Below are 17,281 nucleotides of genomic sequence, written 5' to 3'. Positions count from 1 at the left end.
CGCGCAGCAACATGAAGTTGGCGATTTCTCGCACGATGAGAACCGAGTGGCGGTGTTGGGTAACTCCCATGGCCCAGGTGGCGATGACGGAACCGGCTTCCATGTAGATGGAGGCGGCCTCCTCGATCTGCTCGCGCGTCAGCCCGGACTGGTCGAGGATGCTCTCCCAGCTCGTCGCTTCGACGGCAGCACGATAATCTTCAAACTGCGTCGTGTGGTCGGCAAGGAAGGCATAATCGATGATCGCAGGCTTGCCGGCCGCCCTTGCAGCTTCGTCGGCAGCAAAGACCGCCTTGCTCATGCCGCGCACCGCAGCCATGTCGCCTCCCTGGCGCGGCTGATAATAATTGGTCGCGATTTTGGTGCTGCCGCCGGTGATCATCTCGATCTTGTCCTGCGGGTCGGCAAAGCGCTCCAGCCCCTTTTCCCGGATAGGGTTGAAGACGGCGATGCGGGCGCCGCGAAGGGCTGCGCGCCGCAGGTCACCCAGCATACGGGGATGGTTCGTGCCCGGATTTTGGCCGATGACAAAAATGGCATCTGTCTTTTCGAAATCCTCGAGCAGCACCGTGCCCTTGCCGACACCGATTGCGTCTTTCAGGCCGACGCCGCTGGCTTCGTGACACATGTTCGAGCAGTCGGGAAAATTATTGGTCCCGTAAAGACGCACCATCAATTGATAGAGAAATGCCGCCTCGTTGGAGGCGCGGCCTGACGTATAGAACTCAGCGCGGTCCGGGCTGTCGAGACCCTTGAGCATGCCGCCGATTTCGGTGAAGGCCTCCTCCCATGACACGGGCAGGTATCTGTCGCTTGCCCGGTCAAAGCGCATGGGATGGGTGAGGCGGCCCTGCTTTTCCAGATCGTAGTCCGACCAGCCGCGCAGCGCCGACACGGTGTGGCTGGCGAAGAAGTCCGGGGGTACCCGCGCTTCCGTCGCCTCCCAGGAAACGGCTTTGACACCGTTTTCGCAGAACTCGAAAGACGATCCATGCTCCGGGTCACCCCAGGCGCAGCCCGGGCAGTCAAACCCATCCGGCTGGTTGGTTTTCAACAGCGTTCGTGCGCCGGAAATCGGTGCTCCGGATTCGAGCAGGCGTTTGCCTACACTTTTCAAAGCACCCCAACCGCCTGCAGCATTCGATGCCTTGCCGATGAAACCCTTCTTGCTCATGATTCTGCTGTCCCGGACCAATCTTGACGCGCCTGCCGCGCGGTTTGCCATTTGTCAAAAGCGTGTCCAGAAGCGCTCAACCCGGCGCTGTGTCAATGCATAATTGTGCAATGCACCCACGCCCTTAAATCGGGGTCTCCAGAGGACGGTGGAACGACGTAAAGGTGGCCGGCGTTGTCGTAAATTAACCGGTGTAAATACCTGGGATTGTGTATAAGCCGTCGGCCGCGACTGCGCGCTCGACGGCGGGAAGAGGTTTGACGTATGAATGTTTTGCCGCGCTGGCGCGAGCTTTGTTTTTGCGCCTATCCGGTTGTTGACAATATGCTTTTAAACGCCATTCTGCCTCGGCATCCGTGCACTGCGGCATTTGAGTACGAGGGGACGCCATATGACAGACCGTGACGACGATCCTGTCGCGCCCGAGGATGTAAAGTCGACAGAAGCGCTCTCCGATATCTACGCCGAGGATGGCTCCGTCCGTTCCGATTTCCTGACGATGGTTGGTGCGGCGATTGCCGATCGGGACCTGCTGTTCCTGCGCAAGAATGTTGCGCGGCTGCATGAATCTGAACTCGGCGACGTGCTCGAATCGATCCTGCCGGAGCAGCGCCACGCGCTGGTCAGGCTGCTGGGTTCAGATTTCGACATGACGGCACTGACCGAGGTGGATGAGGGCATCCGTCTCGATATCGTCGACCAGATGTCGAACGAGCAGATTGCCGCCGGTATCGGCGAGCTCGATTCGGACGACGCGGTCTACATTCTCGAGGACCTCGACGACGAAGATCGCGAGGATATCCTTTCGCAACTGCCGTTCACCGAGCGCGTCCGACTGATGCGCGCGCTGGATTACCCGGAGAGCTCTGCCGGTCGCCGCATGCAGACCGAATTCGTGGCTGTACCGCCCTTCTGGACGGTGGGGCAGACCATCGATTACCTGCGGGAAGAGGAGGAGCTGCCGGAATCCTTTTCCCAGATTTTCGTGATCGATCCGACATTCAAGCTTGTCGGGGCGCTCGATCTTGACCGCGTGCTGCGCGCCAAACGTCAGGTGAAGATCGAAACGATCATGCACGAGACCAACCATTCCATTCCAGCCGAGATGGACCAGGAAGAGGCGGCGCAGCTTTTCGAGCAGTACGACTTGCTCTCCGCCGCCGTGGTGGACAATAACGGCCGGCTGGTCGGCGTTCTTACCATCGATGACGTGGTCGACGTCATTCAGGAAGAGGCCGAAGAAGACCTGCTGCGCCTTGGCGGCGTGGGTGATGAAGAACTCTCGGACTCGATCGCCAGCACATCGCGCTCGCGTGTGCCGTGGCTCGCCGTCAACCTCATCACTGCCTTTCTCTCTGCATCCGTCATCAGCCTTTTCGATGCGACGATCCAGCAGATCGTTGCGCTTGCGATCCTTATGCCCGCAGTCGCCGGCATGGGCGGTAATGCGGGTTCCCAGACCATGACCGTTTCGGTCCGCGCGCTTGCCACCAAAAGCCTCGATATCCACAACGCCGCCCGCATCATCAGGCGCGAGGCCGGCGTGGGCATCTTGAACGGCATGCTGTTTGGCTGCGCCATCGGCATCGTTGCCGGCATCTGGTTTCAGGATATCCATATAGGCGGCATTATCGCCACAGCCATGTGTCTGAACATGCTGGCAGCAGCGCTGGCAGGCATTCTGATCCCGCTTGTGCTCGACAAGTGCGGGGCGGACCCAGCTGTCTCGTCCGCGGTGTTTGTCACTGCCGTCACCGATATTGTCGGCTTTTTTGCATTCCTCGGCATCGCAACGTGGTGGTACGGAATCTCGGGCTGACGAGCGGGCAAAAATTGACTTTTACGTTAAGGTCAAATAATATTGCCCGGTGATGAATCGGATAGGCCCTTGGACAAGTATTATAGCATAACCGAACTGACACGCGAATTCGGTGTATCGACCCGTACCTTAAGATTTTACGAGGATGAGGGGCTGATTCACCCGGAGCGTCGCGGGCGCACCCGGCTTTTCAGGGCAGCTGACCGTCGCCTCATTCAGGAAATCCTTCGCGGTCGCCGTATCGGTTTTACCATCTCCGAAATCCGCGAAATCATCCACGTTTATAAAGAGCCGCCAGGCGAGTCGGGTCAGCTCGTGCTGCTGATGAAGAAGGTCGATGAAAAGCGCGCCGAATTGCGGCAGAAGCGCAAGGACATCGAAGAGACGCTGGCGGAGCTCGACAATGTCGAAGAAGCCTGTCTGACACGTCTTGCCGAGATCGGCGTAGGGACTTGAACGAGGACCTTGCCTGTCGCGCTGAAGCGCACTTTTAGGGTCAAGACCTCTCTTTCGTCACCCTCGGTCTGGACCCGAGGGCCAGCAGCGACGTCATATATCCTCGGGTCCAAGCCCGAGGATGGCGTCGAGTGCTTTTTCCCTACTGCGCCTCAACCGTGCACTGTTGCGCTACCTCGCTGACCTTCGTCTGCTGATCGGGGCTGAGTTTGCCTTCCATCATGATGTCGAACAGGCTTTCCGCCTGAATCTTTTCGAGCGTGCAGCCGCAGAAACGCTGGCAGAGTTCCAAGCCGTTGGCCTGCTCGACGCAGCTTTTCTCGCAGCTCGATTTGTAAAGCTCCACCTGATCGACGGGCGGCGGCGGCGCGATGAGGGACAGGACGTAAACGATACCGATCAGCACCGGCTGGTGGATGAGGTAGAAGGCAAGGCTATGCCGCCCGGCGCTGGCGACGATATTGCGTGGCGAACTGGGCTCACGAAAACGGTCCAGCCAGCCGCGCGGCGTGACGAACTGGGAGACGGCGAGACCGCCAAGGAAGGGCGCAAGCCACGGCAGCAGCGGCACATAATCGTTGGAGCGTGGCGGAAAGGTTGAAAATCCTATCCATGCCAGCCATTTGACGTTGAACAGTTCGGATTGGACATATTGCGGCAGAATGAAAGCGGCAGCCGCGGCGAGTAACGTCACGGCGGCCGGGGCCCGCAGGAACAGCAGGCCGACGAGGCTTGCTGCGGCGATGTTATGCAATATGCCGAAGAAAATGAAACTGTCGGGAAACGCGACATAAGTCGCGACGGTAATGAGCAGCGCCGACCCCGCCACCATTGCGAACCTCTTGCCGAAGGAAGACCAGTTTATGCCCCTTCCGTGCGCGAGAAACAGGCTGAAACCGGCAAGGAAGAGGAACGAGGTGGCGATGCCGCGTGCATAGAGCTTCCACAGGCCGGTCGTCGCAGTTCCAGGCTCGATATAGCCGAAATATTCGAGATTCCAGGTGAAATGGTAAGATGCCATCGCAAGGAGCGCGATGCCGCGCAGTGTGTCCAGCCCGCCGATGCGGCCTTTGCGGCGTGGTTCGTTCGTGGCTGCGTCTGTGTGCATGATTTCCGTTTTTCAGCTTTTGGGGAGGCCGGTATCAGACTGGGCTTGGCCCCTGAAGTGCGGCTATTTCAAGGCCCGTTTTCATCCATGATGGCGCGCCGTGCCTCGGAGAAGAACTGGCGTCGCAACAGGGCGACGATGATGATGACAGTGCTCGCGATGAAAACATAAGGGCTGATGAACCAGCCGAGGTAGCCAATGGACAGAAAGATGGTCCGCAGGCCGTCATTGAAGTTCTTGGCAGCAATAATGTTCATTTTTATGACATTTTCGGCCGCGCGTTCCGCCGCGTCGCGGTCGGCCCCGACATCGTGGACCATGGGGATAGCGCCGAACAGGATCGTACAATAATTGAACAGTCGGTAGGACCACCCGAACTTGAAGAAGGAATATCCGAAAAGACAGGTGAGTCCTATGACCTTCAGTTCGAAGGCTGTGCGCCCCGCATAATGGACGAAAGGCATGTCGCGAAACACCGATTCGACCTGATCGGTTGCCCCCAGAAGGGCGAAACATCCACCGATCGCGAAAATCGAGGTGGAAGCGAAAAAGGCGGTTCCGTTCTGCAAACCCGCCATGATCTGCGTGTCGATCATCTTGAGATCACGCTTCAGCGAATTCATGATCCAGTTTCGCCGCCGCTCAGCCATGGCCTGGTTCAGGCTGGCGCGTGAAAACAGCCGTGTTCCCGTCGTCACATGGGTGTAGACCGCCCATAGCAGGATGAAAACGATGATAGAGATGTAGTCCATGACGGTCATCACGGGCAGGGCACCTTGCTGTTTGCGAATCTTCGAAAGCATATTGATTTGAAGGCGATGGCAAGGCAATGGCGGCGCTCGCCACTACGGGGTTTTCTCCACCGGCATTGCGGTCCCATCATCTGGTGTTTGCTAACGGTCCGGTAACCAAGTCGCATTATCAATTCCGTTGCGGACGACAGGTCTGCCGGTTCCGGGTCAGGTGTTTGCGTACCGGTTCCGTGTAAATCCGCCTTCGATGGCAGCCGATTGACAGGACCGTCTTTCGCACCTAGCTTTTTATGTGGACCGGTGTTGCCGGCATCCGGAAGTGCAGTGCTTCAATGTCCAGCATCCTGCTGGCAGGTTTTGCATCTCCGGTCCGGTATCAGCGACCGCGCGGCATGAACAACCGGGGGACGCCTTGTCTACGAATCGTTCCCTTCATGTCCGTTCGTTTCTGGCTTGCGGCAACACATTGGCACCGGTCCCCCATTTTCTCCGTTCAGGTTTTCCATGGCTGATATAAACCGCTCCGTTTTCATTCTTGGCGGCGCGCGCTCCGGCAAGTCGCGTTTTGCCGAAGAGCTTGCCGGCCAGTCTGGCGGACGGCTGCACTATCTGGCGACCGGCCGTGCATGGGACGACGAGATGCGGGACCGTATCACCCGCCACCAGGAACAGCGCGGTGCGGAATGGACGACCCATGAAGCCCCGGTCGACATTGTCGGCGTCTTGCAAAAGCTGGACGATCGGGAAAACGTCATCCTCATCGATTGCCTGACCTTATGGCTGACGAATCTGATGATGGAGCAGGCCGATATCGAGATGGCCTTTGCGCATCTCGAAGCTGCCCTTGCGGCAGCGCAGGCAAAGCTGATCCTCGTTTCCAACGAGGTCGGGCTCGGCATCGTTCCAGAAAATCGAATGGCCCGGGAATTCCGGGATCATGCCGGCAGGCTTCATCAACGGGTGGCTGCCGTTGCAGGCGAGGTCTATTTCGTCGCGGCCGGGTTGCCCCTCAAGATGAAGGGCTGATGGCCGTCGAAGGCGAGCCGCAGCACTTCCCTATAGATCTGCCAGACCCTGCCTTCGACCCTGAGAGCCGCAGCTGCAATACCCTGCGTTCTTGATCTGGATCAAGGTGGCGTTCCACTCCCGGTGGCAATGCTCCAACCGACGCATAGGTACACGTTCGCTCTCCCAGGCGCATGCCGTGCCTTTCGTCGGTCGGCTTGCACGTTGGGGGAAACCAACAATGAATTACACGTTAGAAACCGCGATCGTGGCCCTCGGGGCCTTTCTCGCGTTGCTCGGGGCAGCCTTTGCCCACGACAGTCTTTTCGCCGCCCATATGTGGGTGCTGTTCTTTACACTGCTGGTCAGCACGGTGCTTCTTTTGCGCCGTGTCTCCTTTGCGCCTGTCGATCCGGCCGTGCGCGCCCGTCGCAATGCCGAATATTTCGACGAGGTGGTGAAATACGGTGTGGTTGCCACCGTGTTCTGGGGTGTCGTCGGCTTTCTGGTTGGGGTGGTCGTCGCGTTGCAGCTTGCCTTTCCCGATCTCAACATCGCACCCTATTTTAATTTCGGCCGCATGCGGCCGCTGCATACCTCGGCGGTGATCTTCGCTTTCGGGGGAAATGCGTTGATCGCGACCTCCTTTTATGTCGTGCAGAGAACCTGTCGCGCGCGTCTGTTCGGCGGCAATCTCGGCTGGTTCGTGTTCTGGGGCTATAACCTCTTCATCGTCATGGCCGCCACGGGCTATCTGCTCGGCATTACGCAAGGGCGCGAATATGCGGAGCCGGAGTGGTACGTCGATATCTGGCTGACCATCGTCTGGGTCGCCTATCTCATGGCATTCCTCGGCACCATTCTGAAGCGCAGGGAGCCGCATATCTATGTGGCCAACTGGTTCTACCTGAGCTTCATCGTGACGATTGCCATGCTGCATATCGTCAACAACCTCGCCATTCCCGTCTCGTTTCTTGGCGTCAAGAGCTACTCGGCTTTTTCGGGCGTGCAGGATGCGCTGACGCAATGGTGGTACGGCCATAATGCCGTCGGCTTCTTCCTGACCGCCGGCTTCCTCGGCATGATGTATTATTTCATTCCGAAGCAGGTGAACCGCCCGGTCTATTCCTACCGCCTGTCGATCATCCACTTCTGGGCGCTGATCTTCATGTATATCTGGGCCGGCCCGCACCACCTGCATTATACGGCTCTGCCTGACTGGGCGCAGACGCTGGGCATGGTGTTCTCGATCATGTTGTGGATGCCCTCATGGGGCGGCATGATCAATGGCCTGATGACGCTTTCGGGTGCATGGGACAAGATCCGTACAGACCCCATCGTTCGTATGATGGTGATGGCTGTTGCCTTCTACGGCATGGCCACCTTCGAAGGGCCGATGATGTCGATCAAGGCCGTCAACTCGCTCAGCCATTATACCGACTGGACCATCGGCCATGTGCATTCAGGCGCACTCGGCTGGAACGGCATGATCACCTTCGGCGCGATCTATTATCTGACGCCCAAGCTGTGGGGCAGGGAGCGTCTCTACAGCCTGCAACTGGTCAACTGGCACTTCTGGCTCGCCACGATCGGCATCGTGATCTACGCCGCCGTTATGTGGGTGGCCGGCATCCAGCAGGCGCTGATGTGGCGCGAATACGATACCCAGGGCTTCCTCGTCTATTCCTTCGCGGAATCGGTCGCAGCGCTGTTCCCTTACTACGTAATGCGTGCACTCGGCGGCCTGATGTTCCTCAGCGGCGCGCTGATCATGGCCTACAACGTCACCATGACCATCCTCGGTCATCAACGCGAGGAGGGCGCCAGCAAGGGCGCGGCTCCTTCGCTGCAGCCTGCTGAATAGGAGGGGCCGATGTCCATACTCGACAAACACGGCGTCATCGAACGTAACGCCACCTTGCTTCTGGTCGGCTCGTTGCTGGTCGTTTCCATCGGCGGCATCGTGGAAATCGCGCCGCTCTTCTACCTCGAAAACACCATCGAGAAGGTGGAGGGCATGCGGCCCTACACGCCGCTGGAGCTGGCCGGCCGCAACATCTACATCCGCGAGGGATGTTACGTCTGCCACAGCCAGATGATCCGTCCGTTCCGCGACGAGGTGGAGCGTTACGGGCACTACAGCCTGGCGGCAGAATCCATGTACGACCATCCGTTCCAGTGGGGTTCCAAGCGCACAGGGCCAGACCTTGCGCGCGTCGGCGACCGCTACTCGAACGAATGGCATGTGCAGCACCTCGCCGATCCGCGCTCGGTGGTGCCGGAATCGATCATGCCATCCTACGCGTTCCTCAAGACGACGGCACTGAAGGTGACGGATGTCGACATGGAGCTGAAGGCAAACCGCGCGGTCGGCGTTCCCTATAGCGACGAGATGATCGAAAAGGCGGGTGCCGACATGAAGGCGCAGGCTGACCCGAATGCCGATACGAGCGAGCTTCTGGCGCGCTACCCGAAGGCGAAGGTCGGGGATTTCGATGGCGATCCGGCAAAGCTTACCGAAATGGATGCGCTGGTCGCCTATCTGCAGATGCTCGGCACGCTGGTCGATTTCTCGACCTATGACGATGCCGCCGGATATCGGTGAGGAGGCGAAACGATGGAAACCTACACGGCCATGCGCCATTTCGCCGACAGCTGGGGCCTGCTTGCCATGACCCTGTTCTTTGCCGGCGTCGTCATCTTCACGCTTCGCCCCGGCTCGAAAAGGGCCGCGGACGATGCGGCCAGCATTCCGCTCAGGGAGGACTGAACATGTCCGAAAAACACATCGATAAAATCAGCGGCGTTGAAACCACCGGCCATGAGTGGGACGGTATCCGCGAGCTGAACAACCCCATGCCGCGCTGGTGGGTATGGACCTTCTACTTCACGATCCTCTGGGCTATCGGCTACACCATCGCCTATCCGGCATGGCCGCTGATCTCAAGCGCGACGCAGGGCGTCCTCGGCTGGAACAGCCGCGGCGAGATCGCTGCCGATCTTGCTGCTGCAAAACAGTCGCAGAGCGTTTTCGTCGACAAGATCGCCAGTTCTTCGCTTGCGGACATCCAGGCAGACCCGACACTGAGGCAATTCGCCCTTTCCGGCGGCGCGGCCGCATTCAAGGTCAATTGCATCCAGTGCCACGGTTCGGGTGCCGAGGGCGGGCAGGGATATCCCAACCTCAATGATGACGACTGGATGTGGGGCGGCAGCGTCGACGATATCTACACGACGGTGAAACACGGCATCCGTTTTGCCGATGATCCTGACACGCGTCTGTCGGAAATGCCGGCTTTCGGCGACATTCTGAAGTCGGATGAAATCCGCGAGGTTGCGGCCTATGTCGTGAGCCTGACGGGAACGCCATCCAACCCGGCGCTTGTCGAACCCGGCAAACAGCTCTTTGCCGACAATTGTGCCTCGTGCCACGGCGAAGACGCCAAGGGCAACCGCGAGTTCGGCGCGCCTAATCTTGCCGATGCGATCTGGCTGAAGGCCCATGGCGAAGAGGGGATTGTTGCGCAGATACGCTCGCCGAAACACGGGGTGATGCCTGCCTGGGGCGAACGTCTTGGCGATACGACGGTCAAGCAGCTGGCCATCTTCGTTCACTCGCTGGGTGGCGGCGAGTGAAGGACTCGGAATGCAAGGAAGGGCGCCGCTGTGGCGCCCTTTTTTCGTTCGGATCAGGCGTTTTCGGCCCGTCCATCCGGATATTCGGCGGGTCCCTTCAACTCGATCTTGTTGCCGAAGGGATCACGGAAATAGAACGAGTGTCCCATCCCCCGCGCGCCGCCGTGAAAGGCTTCCTGTTCTATCGTGACGTTGAATTTCGCCAGATGGGCGCGAAGCGCATCGTGGTTCAAAGGACCGGTCGCGATGCAGATGTGATCGACATTACGTCCACCGGCGACGGGCGGAGCAGCCTTTGTGCCACCGGGGTGCGTGACATCCCAAAGGACGATCAGGGCATTGCCGCACCAGACCTGCTCCATCCCGAGAGCAGGGTAAGAGTAACCATCAGTACAGCCCAGCACGTTCCGGTAAAAATCGAGTGCCCGCACCATGTCGTCGACGATGAAGACGATATGATCGATCCCGATCAACGAAAAAGGCGGCGTTGTCAAAGTCATGGCGGATTCCTGCCGATCAGTTTTTCGACCAGACGGCCAGTTCGTATCCATCCGGATCGGTGAAATGAAAACGTCTGCCGCCAGGAAAGGCGAAAATCGCGACGCTGATCTGGCCGCCGGCGGCTTCGACACGCCGCTGCACATCCTCGAGATCGGCGGCATAGAGAATGACGAGCGGTCCGCCCTTGGCCGAGACCGGCGCCGTGGTGGTGAAGCCGCCCGTCAGGCGGCCGTCGGAAAACTCGCAATATTGCGGACCGTAGTCCTTGAAGGTCCAACCGAACGCGCCCCCGTAGAATTCTTTGCTGCGCTCGATGTCAACGACGTTGAATTCGACATAGTCGATCCGTCTGTCATCGATATTTTCCGTCATCACTCACTCCCTCAATTCGCTTCGAGCAGTTGTTTCAGGGTTTGCAGATCGGCCGTGACGGCCTTGGCGTCCTGCTCGAAGTCCTCATCCGTCATGCCCTCAAGACGAAGCAATGTGAAGTTGACTTCCGTGCCGCTGCCATTCGGGGTGACCCTGAGCGCGTTATAGACCTTTAGGCCGTCGGGCAATGTCACCACATGGTCGATGACGTCAAATTCGTTGCGCGGCGCAAAATTGACGCGCACTTCACCCAGCGGCCCGCCTTCGGCGATCCAGTCTTCACCATCGGGCTCGAGGCCGCCCGCAAGTCCGGCAGCCCAGCGGGGCATGTGCTCCGGAGCGGCGGCGAAGTCGTAGACCTCCGCCCACGGTCTTTCGACAGACAGATGAATGATTCTCGATTGCATGACAGGCATCTTGTCCTCCCCCGGGTGGTGCTGGTTCCTCTGACTGCGCCACTTTGTCTTCACTTGATGTAAGTCAAGGATGTTTCACCGCGGAGATGGGAGAAAGCAAGGAGATAAAAATGGACTCCTATCATGAACATCTATCGCGCCGGACAGGATCGCCCGCAACAGCCGATTGAAAGGCTGGAGGCGGAAGCCGTCAATTCCGCGAAAACGCGCAAACCGCTCTATGAAGCGCGCAAGAAGATTTTCCCCAAGCGCGCCGAGGGCCGGTTCCGGCGGTTCAAATGGCTGGTGATGCTGATCACGCTTGGCATTTATTATCTGACGCCGTTCCTTCGCTGGGATCGTGGACCCTATGCACCCGATCAGGCGGTGTTGATCGATATCGCCAACCGACGCTTTTATTTCTTCTTCATCGAGATCTGGCCGCAGGAGTTCTTCTTCGTTGCGGGCCTGCTGGTCATGGCGGGGCTGGGGCTGTTCCTCGTCACATCAGCGGTCGGGCGTGCCTGGTGCGGTTACACCTGTCCGCAGACCGTCTGGGTGGATCTGTTTCTGGTCGTCGAAAGGGCGATCGAGGGCGACAGAAATGCGCGCATGAAACTGGATGCGGCGCCCTATACGTTTGCCAAATTGCGCAAGCGGGTGCTGAAGCATTCGATCTGGCTGGTGATCGGCGTTCTGACGGGTGGTGCCTGGATTTTCTATTTTGCCGATGCGCCGACTCTGGCGAGAGAGTCCCTGACCGGTGAAGCGCCTGTGATCGCTTACACTACCGTCGCGATCCTGACCGGCACCACCTATGTGTTTGGCGGGCTGATGCGGGAGCAGGTCTGCACCTATATGTGTCCCTGGCCGCGCATTCAGGCGGCGATGCTGGATGAGAATTCGCTTGTCGTCACCTATAATGACTGGCGGGGCGAGCCGCGCTCGCGGCACGCTAAAAAGGCCGCGGCCGCGGGGGAGAGCATTGGCGACTGCGTCGATTGCAATGCCTGTGTGGCGGTCTGTCCCATGGGCATCGACATCAGGGACGGACAGCAGCTGGAATGCATCACCTGCGCCCTCTGCATCGATGCCTGCGACGGGGTGATGGACAAGATCGGCAAGCCGCGTGGGCTGATCGCTTATGCGACGCTTGCTGAATATCAATCCAACATGGCGCTTGCGACCGGCAATGGCCAGCACGCGATCCGTCCCGACAATGTGCGCAAGGAGGATGGCAGCTTCAGCAATCGGGTGCGCCACTTTAACTGGCGTATCATCTTCCGGCCACGTACGCTGCTCTATACGGCTATCTGGGCTGCCGTTGGCATCGGCATGCTGTTTGCGCTGGTGACGCGCGAGCGGCTGGCGCTCAATGTCCTGCATGACCGCAATCCGCAATATGTCCTGGAATCCAACGGTTCGATCCGCAACGGCTATACCGTGCGCATTCTCAACATGGTGCCGCAGCCGCGCGTATTGAGCCTGACCATCGGTGGTCTTCCGAATGCGGTGATGAAGATCAATGGCATGGCCGATAATGCCGCCCGTGCCTTCGAGGTGACGGTGGAACCGGACGAGGCGACAACACTCAAGGTCTTCGTCACCCTTCCGGGCGAGGATATTTCGCGGACGGCCGAGAATTTCGAATTTATCGTCAGCGATACGGCTGGCCACGAAACGGCCAGATACGATGCGGTTTTTAATGCTCCCGGAGTGAAAAAATGACAGTGAACAATCAACGCGCCTCCGGTTTCACATTCACCGGCTGGCACATGCTCGGCGTCATGGTGTTGTTCTTCGGCACGGTCATTACCGTCAACATGATCATGGCCTGGAACGCGGTTCACAGCTGGAGCGGGCTTGTCGTGCCCAACACCTATGTCGCCAGCCAGCAGTTCAACGCCAAGGCGGAGGCCGCCAAGGCAAGGGCCGCGACCGGCATCAGGGGCAAGCTCATGGTTGACGAAAACACCGTGCGTTACGAGGTCTTCCATCCCGATACGGGGCCGGTCGACACGGATACGGTGACGGCACATTTCCGCCGGCCCGTGGGCGAGAGCCAGAATTTCGACATGGAGCTGACGCCGGTGTCAACGGGTGTCTTCACGGCCGCCCACGACATGCTGCCGGGCCAGTGGATCGTGGAAGTGACAGCCGTCAAGGAAGGCCGGATCATCGTGCATGAGGGCAAGCGGATCGCTGTCGTCAGGGGGCGCAAATGAGCTGCTGCGCACCGGGAACGGAAGGGTCGCTGCAGCTGGGCGAGCCCGTCAATCCACCTTCGTCTGAGGAATTACTGCTGGCGAGCCGCGATCTGGGGCAGGGGATGCGCCAGACTGACCTCAGCGTGCCGGATGTCTATTGCGGCGCCTGCATCACAACCATCGAGACCGCGCTTCGCCACCTGCCGCAAGTCGAGCGGGCGCGGGTGAACCTGTCATCGAAACGGGTGGCGGTCGTCTGGAGGGAAGAGATCAATGGCGTCAGGACCGATCCCGCCGAGATTGCGCGCGCCATCCTTGCGACGGGATATCGTACGCATCTTTTCGCCAGTGGGCAGGATGCTTCGGACGCCTTGCGCTCGCAGCTGATCAGGGCCGTGGCGCTCTGCGGCTTTGCGTCCGCCAATATCATGCTGCTCTCGGTCTCCGTCTGGTCTGGGGCGGATGCGGCGACGCGTGACATGTTCCACTGGATTTCGGCGATGATTGCCGCACCGGCGCTGATCTATGGCGGTCGTTTCTTTTATCAATCGGCGTGGAATGCGCTGAAACATGGCCGCACCAATATGGATGTGCCGATAGCGCTCGCCATCACGCTCTCCTACGCCGTTTCGCTGTGGGAAACGATTCATCATGGCGAACATGCGTGGTTCGATGCGACCGTGTCGCTGCTGTTCTTCCTGCTGATCGGACGCACGCTGGACCATATCATGCGCGACAAGGCGCGCTCGGCCATCGCCGGGCTCGCCCGCCTTTCGCCGCGCGGTGCGACCGTGCTGGGTGAGAGCGGCACACGAGAATATCGCCCGCTCTCGGATATCCAGCCGGGAATGTCGATTTCGATTGCGGCAGGGGACCGAGTGGCAGTGGACGCCGTGGTTGAAAGCGGCAGCAGCGATCTCGACATGTCCATCGTCAACGGTGAAAGCGCGCCGCGCCGCGTTGCCGCGGGCGACAGCCTGCAGGCGGGGACACTCAATCTCACCGGTTCGCTTGTGGCGCAGGTGACGGCCACGGCCAGAGACTCTTTCCTGTCGGAGGTCATCGGCCTGATGGAGGCGGCCGAAGGCGGGCGCGCGCGTTACCGTCGTATCGCCGACCGGGCGGCGAGCTATTATTCGCCCGTCGTGCATCTTCTCGCGCTGGTGACATTTCTCGGCTGGGGTTTCCTTGGCGGCGACTGGAAACAGGCAATGCTGATCGCCATTGCGGTTCTCATCATCACCTGCCCTTGCGCGCTCGGCCTTGCCGTTCCCGTCGTGCAGGTGGTTGCCGCAGGAAGGCTCTTCCGGCACGGCATCATGGTCAAGGAAGGCTCAGCCATGGAGCGCTTGGCCGAAATAGACACCGTGCTGTTCGACAAAACCGGTACGTTGACGGTGGGCAAGCCCAAACTGGTCGAGACCAGGAATGTGAAGCCTGAGACCATGGCAATTGCTGCGGGGCTTTCAGCCCATTCTCGCCATCCGCTCTCCAAGGCGCTGCACGCCGCCTATCGCGGAGCCATGCCGGCATTTGATGTCGTGCGCGAAATTTCGGGGTCGGGCGTCGAGGCCGAAACGGAGGCGGGCATTTACCGGCTCGGCAATCGTCGTTTCGCCTGCCCGGATGATATGTCGATAGACGGGGGCGATGCGCGGTCGGAAGTGGTGCTATCGCTTGACGGCCGTCAGCTTGCGAGCTTCGGCTTCGAGGATAATCCTCGCGCTGGCGCTGCTGCGGCGTTGCGCAACTTGGCGGCCCGTGGCTTTACTCAGGAAATCGTTTCGGGAGACCGGGCCGCCGCCGTCAGTGCCATGGCGCAGCGGCTGGGCATCGGCAACTGGCGCGCGGACCTTTCGCCCAAAGACAAGGCGGCGCGCTGCGCCCGGCTTGAAGGCGAGGGCCGCCGGGTGCTGATGGTCGGCGACGGCATCAACGATGCGCCGGCGCTTGCTGCCGCCCACGTATCGATGGCGCCTGCCACTGCCGCCGATATCGGCCGGCAGGCTGCTGATTTCGTGTTCATGCAGGAGAACCTCGACGCCGTGCCTTTCGCGATCGCGACATCACGGCAGGCCGGCCGGCTCATCAGGCAGAACTTTGCGCTGGCCATAGGCTACAACATCATCGCCGTGCCAATAGCGATCGCTGGTTACGCAACGCCCATGATCGCGGCGATTGCCATGTCGACATCGTCGCTGATCGTCGTCGCCAATGCGTTGCGCCTTGCCGGTGCGGCTGAAACCGTCCGTCTCCGGGAGGACGTGAAAACAGACTTTGCGGGCGAGGGAGCGCAACTGGCATGAACATGCTCATCTATCTCATTCCGGTCGCGCTGTTCCTGGGCGCGCTTGGGCTTTTCGCCTTTCTCTGGTCGGTCAGGTCAGGCCAGTACGAGGATATGGACGGCGCGGCCTGGCGGGTAATCGAGGATGGTGACGACCGCCCCCGGCCTTCGTCCTGAAGCGGCGTGCAGCACGATCCCGGTACAGCTCATACTGTCGCAAATATGCAAAGCTGATTTGCATCATCAAAATTTAATCGTTTCAGTCGCCCTCAGCCTTGCCGTTTGGTGATTACGGTGCCACAACACGACCACCTAAAAGCAAGATGGAGGCACATCCGTGGAACAGGCAGAAATCGGTTTGATCGGTCTCGGCGTCATGGGCTCGAACCTGGCGCTCAACATCGCCGAAAAAGGCAACAAGATCGCCGTATTCAACCGAACCCCTGAAGCGACGAAAAAATTCTACGCTGAAGCCGGGGCATTGCAGGGACAGCTGATCCCTTGCGAAACCATCGAGGAATTCGTTGCCGCCATTCGTCCTCCGCGCCCGATCATCATCATGATCAAGGCCGGCGACCCTGTTGACCAGCAGATGGAAATCCTGAAGCCGCATCTGGCCAACGGCGACATCATGATCGACGCCGGCAATGCGAACTTCCGCGATACGATCCGCCGCTTCGACAATCTGAAGGATAGTGGCTTGACCTTCATCGGCATGGGCGTTTCCGGTGGTGAAGAAGGTGCGCGCCACGGACCGTCGATCATGGTCGGCGGCACCGAGGAGAGCTGGAAGCGCGTCGAGAAGGTTCTGACGTCCATCTCCGCCAAGTATAATGACGATCCGTGCGTGGCATGGCTCGGCAATGACGGCGCTGGCCACTTCGTCAAGACGATCCATAACGGCATCGAATATGCCGACATGCAGATGATCGCCGAAATCTATGGCATCCTGCGTGACGGTCTGAAGATGAGTGCCGCCGAAATCGCTGATGTCTTTGGCGAGTGGAACAAGGGCCGCCTCAACTCCTACCTGATCGAAATCACCGAGAAGGTTCTGCGCGCCGCCGATCCGATCACCGGTAAGCCGATGGTCGATCTGATCCTCGACAAGGCCGGGCAGAAGGGCACCGGCAAGTGGTCGGTCATCGAAGCCCAGAACATGGGCGTCGCAGCAACCGCCATCGAGGCGGCCGTGGCTGCCCGTATCCTGTCGTCGCAGAAGGACGAGCGCGAAGCTGCCGAGAAGATCTTCGGCCTGGCGAGCGTTGCGTCTGCACCGGCTGACAAAAAGGCCTTCATCGCCGATCTGGAAAACGCGCTTCTGGCCGCCAAGGTCGGTGCCTACGCGCAGGGCTTCGCCATCATGTCGGCCGCCTCCAAGGAGTTCAACTGGAACCTGCCGATGCCCACGATCGCCCGCATCTGGCGCGCAGGCTGCATCATCCGCTCGGAATTCCTCGACGAGATCACCTCGGCCTTCACCAAGGATCCGCATGTGGCGAACCTCATCGTGACGCCGGCATTCTCCGCCATCGTCAAGGACACCGACGCGCCGCTGCGCAGGGTGGT

18 protein-coding genes are annotated in these 17,281 nt (G+C 59.7%); 12 read left to right on the top strand and 6 right to left on the bottom strand.

The annotated features are described in order from the left end of the window. On the bottom strand, positions 1-1,174 hold a 1,174-nt coding region (locus ACUTJJ_RS21635), incomplete at its 3' end, for a molybdopterin-dependent oxidoreductase (RefSeq protein ID WP_445543381.1). Between the two features lie 391 nt (positions 1,175-1,565). On the opposite strand from ACUTJJ_RS21635, the gene mgtE reads away from it, so the two are divergent. Next, complete coding sequence (gene mgtE / locus ACUTJJ_RS21630) at positions 1,566-2,993, top strand: magnesium transporter (protein ID WP_445543380.1); 1,428 nt, start codon at positions 1,566-1,568, stop codon at positions 2,991-2,993. Positions 2,994-3,062: 69 nt separating this feature from the next. Beyond that, positions 3,063-3,449, top strand: a complete 387-nt coding sequence (locus ACUTJJ_RS21625) for a MerR family transcriptional regulator (RefSeq protein ID WP_003524989.1) — start codon at positions 3,063-3,065, stop codon at positions 3,447-3,449. A 142-nt stretch (positions 3,450-3,591) separates the two neighbouring features. On the opposite strand, the gene ACUTJJ_RS21620 is transcribed toward ACUTJJ_RS21625, so the two are convergent. Next, positions 3,592-4,557, bottom strand: coding sequence for a heparan-alpha-glucosaminide N-acetyltransferase (locus tag ACUTJJ_RS21620; protein ID WP_445543379.1), 966 nt, complete (start codon positions 4,555-4,557; stop codon positions 3,592-3,594). A 68-nt stretch (positions 4,558-4,625) separates the two neighbouring features. Beyond that, positions 4,626-5,318 carry a DUF599 domain-containing protein gene (locus ACUTJJ_RS21615; protein WP_063949128.1) on the bottom strand — a complete coding sequence of 231 codons (693 nt, stop codon included), beginning with the start codon at positions 5,316-5,318 and terminating at the stop codon, positions 4,626-4,628. A 495-nt stretch (positions 5,319-5,813) separates the two neighbouring features. Between ACUTJJ_RS21615 and cobU the strand changes: the two genes are divergently transcribed. The 5 genes from cobU to ccoP all read left to right on the top strand — a co-directional run bounded on the left by cobU (position 5,814) and on the right by ccoP (position 9,950). Further along, complete coding sequence (gene cobU / locus ACUTJJ_RS21610; RefSeq protein WP_445543378.1) at positions 5,814-6,335, top strand: bifunctional adenosylcobinamide kinase/adenosylcobinamide-phosphate guanylyltransferase; 522 nt, start codon at positions 5,814-5,816, stop codon at positions 6,333-6,335. A 220-nt stretch (positions 6,336-6,555) separates the two neighbouring features. Continuing rightward, positions 6,556-8,178: a cytochrome-c oxidase, cbb3-type subunit I gene (gene ccoN, locus ACUTJJ_RS21605; RefSeq protein WP_445543377.1), complete on the top strand. Its 1,623-nt coding sequence runs from the start codon at positions 6,556-6,558 to the stop codon at positions 8,176-8,178. A gap of 9 nt (positions 8,179-8,187) precedes the next feature. Beyond that, complete coding sequence (gene ccoO / locus ACUTJJ_RS21600) at positions 8,188-8,919, top strand: cytochrome-c oxidase, cbb3-type subunit II (protein WP_063948955.1); 732 nt, start codon at positions 8,188-8,190, stop codon at positions 8,917-8,919. Positions 8,920-8,931: 12 nt separating this feature from the next. Continuing rightward, positions 8,932-9,084 carry a CcoQ/FixQ family Cbb3-type cytochrome c oxidase assembly chaperone gene (locus ACUTJJ_RS21595; protein WP_004441852.1) on the top strand — a complete coding sequence of 51 codons (153 nt, stop codon included), beginning with the start codon at positions 8,932-8,934 and terminating at the stop codon, positions 9,082-9,084. Between the two features lie 2 nt (positions 9,085-9,086). Beyond that, on the top strand, positions 9,087-9,950 hold the full coding sequence (ccoP, locus tag ACUTJJ_RS21590) for a cytochrome-c oxidase, cbb3-type subunit III (RefSeq protein WP_445543376.1): 864 nt from the start codon (positions 9,087-9,089) through the stop codon (positions 9,948-9,950). A 53-nt stretch (positions 9,951-10,003) separates the two neighbouring features. Here the strand turns inward: ccoP and ACUTJJ_RS21585 are convergent, their stop codons facing one another. Genes ACUTJJ_RS21585 through ACUTJJ_RS21575 form a run of 3 tightly spaced genes read right to left on the bottom strand, consistent with a single transcriptional unit; the run spans position 10,004 to position 11,239 of the window. After that, on the bottom strand, positions 10,004-10,450 hold the full coding sequence (locus tag ACUTJJ_RS21585; RefSeq protein ID WP_063948957.1) for a VOC family protein: 447 nt from the start codon (positions 10,448-10,450) through the stop codon (positions 10,004-10,006). A 16-nt stretch (positions 10,451-10,466) separates the two neighbouring features. After that, positions 10,467-10,823 (bottom strand): VOC family protein, encoded by a 357-nt coding sequence (locus ACUTJJ_RS21580; protein WP_144574212.1) that lies wholly within the window; start codon positions 10,821-10,823, stop codon positions 10,467-10,469. A gap of 11 nt (positions 10,824-10,834) precedes the next feature. Then, positions 10,835-11,239, bottom strand: a complete 405-nt coding sequence (locus ACUTJJ_RS21575) for an SRPBCC family protein (RefSeq protein WP_445543375.1) — start codon at positions 11,237-11,239, stop codon at positions 10,835-10,837. Positions 11,240-11,362: 123 nt separating this feature from the next. Here ACUTJJ_RS21575 and ccoG point away from each other — a divergent pair, with 123 nt between their 5' ends. From ccoG to gndA, 5 genes are all read left to right on the top strand, one after another. After that, the gene (ccoG, locus tag ACUTJJ_RS21570; RefSeq protein ID WP_445543374.1) at positions 11,363-12,946 is read left to right on the top strand and encodes a cytochrome c oxidase accessory protein CcoG; all 1,584 of its coding nucleotides are present in this window, start codon (positions 11,363-11,365) and stop codon (positions 12,944-12,946) included. After that, complete coding sequence (locus tag ACUTJJ_RS21565) at positions 12,943-13,443, top strand: FixH family protein (RefSeq protein WP_445543373.1); 501 nt, start codon at positions 12,943-12,945, stop codon at positions 13,441-13,443. Before ccoG ends, ACUTJJ_RS21565 begins: the two co-directional genes overlap by 4 nt. Further along, on the top strand, positions 13,440-15,731 hold the full coding sequence (locus tag ACUTJJ_RS21560; RefSeq protein ID WP_445543372.1) for a cation-translocating P-type ATPase: 2,292 nt from the start codon (positions 13,440-13,442) through the stop codon (positions 15,729-15,731). Before ACUTJJ_RS21565 ends, ACUTJJ_RS21560 begins: the two co-directional genes overlap by 4 nt. Next, a complete protein-coding gene (ccoS, locus tag ACUTJJ_RS21555) occupies positions 15,728-15,889 on the top strand; it encodes a cbb3-type cytochrome oxidase assembly protein CcoS (RefSeq protein WP_296070393.1) in 162 nt (53 codons plus the stop codon). The genes ACUTJJ_RS21560 and ccoS overlap by 4 nt, the downstream gene beginning before the upstream one ends. A gap of 160 nt (positions 15,890-16,049) precedes the next feature. Continuing rightward, positions 16,050-17,281, top strand: a 1,232-nt coding sequence (gndA, locus tag ACUTJJ_RS21550) for an NADP-dependent phosphogluconate dehydrogenase (protein WP_445543371.1), incomplete at its 3' end; no start/stop codon positions are given.

The sequence above is a fragment of the Agrobacterium sp. DKPNP3 genome (genome assembly GCF_052686535.1).
The sequence above is the reverse complement of the archived record's forward strand: the minus strand, read 5'-3'. Positions and strand labels throughout refer to the sequence as shown.

Bases quoted from the DNA above. Each gene is read 5' to 3' on its own strand.
- mgtE (WP_445543380.1), top strand. From the start codon at position 1,566: ATGACAGACCGTGACGACGATCCTGTCGCGCCCGAGGATGTAAAGTCG.
- ACUTJJ_RS21620 (WP_445543379.1), bottom strand. From the start codon at position 4,557: ATGCACACAGACGCAGCCACGAACGAACCACGCCGCAAAGGCCGCATC.
- ACUTJJ_RS21615 (WP_063949128.1), bottom strand. From the start codon at position 5,318: ATGACCGTCATGGACTACATCTCTATCATCGTTTTCATCCTGCTATGG.
- cobU (WP_445543378.1), top strand. From the start codon at position 5,814: ATGGCTGATATAAACCGCTCCGTTTTCATTCTTGGCGGCGCGCGCTCC.
- ccoN (WP_445543377.1), top strand. From the start codon at position 6,556: ATGAATTACACGTTAGAAACCGCGATCGTGGCCCTCGGGGCCTTTCTC.
- ccoO (WP_063948955.1), top strand. From the start codon at position 8,188: ATGTCCATACTCGACAAACACGGCGTCATCGAACGTAACGCCACCTTG.
- ACUTJJ_RS21595 (WP_004441852.1), top strand. From the start codon at position 8,932: ATGGAAACCTACACGGCCATGCGCCATTTCGCCGACAGCTGGGGCCTG.
- ccoP (WP_445543376.1), top strand. From the start codon at position 9,087: ATGTCCGAAAAACACATCGATAAAATCAGCGGCGTTGAAACCACCGGC.
- ACUTJJ_RS21585 (WP_063948957.1), bottom strand. From the start codon at position 10,450: ATGACTTTGACAACGCCGCCTTTTTCGTTGATCGGGATCGATCATATC.
- ACUTJJ_RS21580 (WP_144574212.1), bottom strand. From the start codon at position 10,823: ATGACGGAAAATATCGATGACAGACGGATCGACTATGTCGAATTCAAC.
- ACUTJJ_RS21575 (WP_445543375.1), bottom strand. From the start codon at position 11,239: ATGCCTGTCATGCAATCGAGAATCATTCATCTGTCTGTCGAAAGACCG.
- ccoG (WP_445543374.1), top strand. From the start codon at position 11,363: ATGAACATCTATCGCGCCGGACAGGATCGCCCGCAACAGCCGATTGAA.
- ACUTJJ_RS21565 (WP_445543373.1), top strand. From the start codon at position 12,943: ATGACAGTGAACAATCAACGCGCCTCCGGTTTCACATTCACCGGCTGG.
- ACUTJJ_RS21560 (WP_445543372.1), top strand. From the start codon at position 13,440: ATGAGCTGCTGCGCACCGGGAACGGAAGGGTCGCTGCAGCTGGGCGAG.
- ccoS (WP_296070393.1), top strand. From the start codon at position 15,728: ATGAACATGCTCATCTATCTCATTCCGGTCGCGCTGTTCCTGGGCGCG.